We start from the raw sequence: 1,275 nt of genomic DNA, 5'->3' as shown, positions 1-1,275 counted from the left end.
GGCCGGCTCGACCTTGCGCTCAATCACGAACCAGCCGGTGAGCATGCCGCGCATGTTGTTCCAAAAGCCGGAGAGCAGGACCAACGCGACATGCACGACCACGAACAGGACCAGCAGCCCCGCTACGACGAAGTGGACTGTGCGGGCCGACTGCCGTCCATCGAACAGCGTCAGCAGGAACGGGAACGCCGCATCCATCGCGGGAGACATCGCGAGGGCCGCCAGCACCTGCACGGGCAGCAGCACGAACAGGACCACGAGGTAGGTGAGCTTCTGGATGACGTTGTATCGCTTGGCCTCGTCTCCTTGCGGGAAACGCAGCGTCAGGTGCTCCCACACCGACGCTCCGAAATGGCGGACCTGGTCACGCGAAGGGATGATCCGGAAACGAAGCTGCCCGCTGATCACCCCGTAGAGCAGGTAGGCGAGGCCGTTCAGGACGAAGGCCCAGGCGAAGAAGAAGTGCCAGGAGCGGCCGCCGGTAAGATCCTGGTCGCTCGGCAAGGTCAGCCAAGAGGGAAAGCCGCTATCCGCCGGCTCGCCGTTGGCACCCGCCGAGGAGCCAAGCCAGCCGGTGGTGTCGAAGGTTTTCCCGAATATTGTCGTGACGTCTTTGGGCGGGTCGTCCTCGGTAGAGGACATCGCCATCAATGGCGTGTCGAAGGTCGAGATGTTGCCCCAGTACAGGGCCGGATGGGCGTTGAAGATCTGCAGGCCGCTCATGAGCAAGACTAGAAGACAGATCGCATTGATCCAGTGTGTGATGCGGATGACGACGGGATGCCGGAACATCCAACGGCGACGTTCGACTTCGCCGGTCTCGGGCGCAGAGTGGGTCAAGTAGGTTCGGGCCAAGCGGTCATCCTCGAAATCGTGGCCGCCAGATGGAGGTCCCTGTTCAGGGACCTCCGGAAGTATCGGGCGTGTAAGATCACATGCCGCCGTTCATCATACGGTTCTTCATCATGCGGCGCTTCATCATTTTTTTCCGCATCATGCGCTTCTTCATCATCTTTCGATCGCCCTGCATCATGCGCACCTGGGTGACGCCGCTCTCGGACTGGATGCCATTGACGGACATCGGTGCGGCCGTGGCTGAACCGGCCGCGAAGGCGACACCGCCAAGGGCGGTCAACGCGGTCAAGGCAAGCTTGAATTTGTTCATGGGCTTTCCCCTGTAAAGCCGAATTTCTTATCCAGCCGACAGGGCAACAAGATCATTCTATTGTTGTTCAATAAATGCAGACTTATCATCTACGCTGCAATATTTCGACA

2 protein-coding genes are annotated in these 1,275 nt (G+C 59.8%); both read right to left on the bottom strand.

Translation table 11 applies throughout. The annotated features are described in order from the left end of the window. Nucleotides 1-855, bottom strand: an 855-nt coding sequence (locus HCU64_RS25135) for a cytochrome b/b6 domain-containing protein (protein ID WP_233387221.1), incomplete at its 3' end; no start/stop codon positions are given. A 76-nt stretch (nt 856-931) separates the two neighbouring features. Continuing rightward, nucleotides 932-1,165, bottom strand: coding sequence for a hypothetical protein (locus HCU64_RS25130; RefSeq protein ID WP_233387220.1), 234 nt, complete (start codon nt 1,163-1,165; stop codon nt 932-934). Nucleotides 1,166-1,275: the final 110 nt, after the last annotated feature.

Source organism: Methylobacterium sp. C25, assembly GCF_021352225.1.
In the GTDB taxonomy this organism is placed as follows: Bacteria; Pseudomonadota; Alphaproteobacteria; order Rhizobiales; family Beijerinckiaceae; genus Methylobacterium.
This window is presented reverse-complemented; position numbering and strand designations above follow the sequence as displayed.

Bases quoted from the DNA above. Each gene is read 5' to 3' on its own strand.
- HCU64_RS25130 (WP_233387220.1), bottom strand. From the start codon at position 1,165: ATGAACAAATTCAAGCTTGCCTTGACCGCGTTGACCGCCCTTGGCGGT.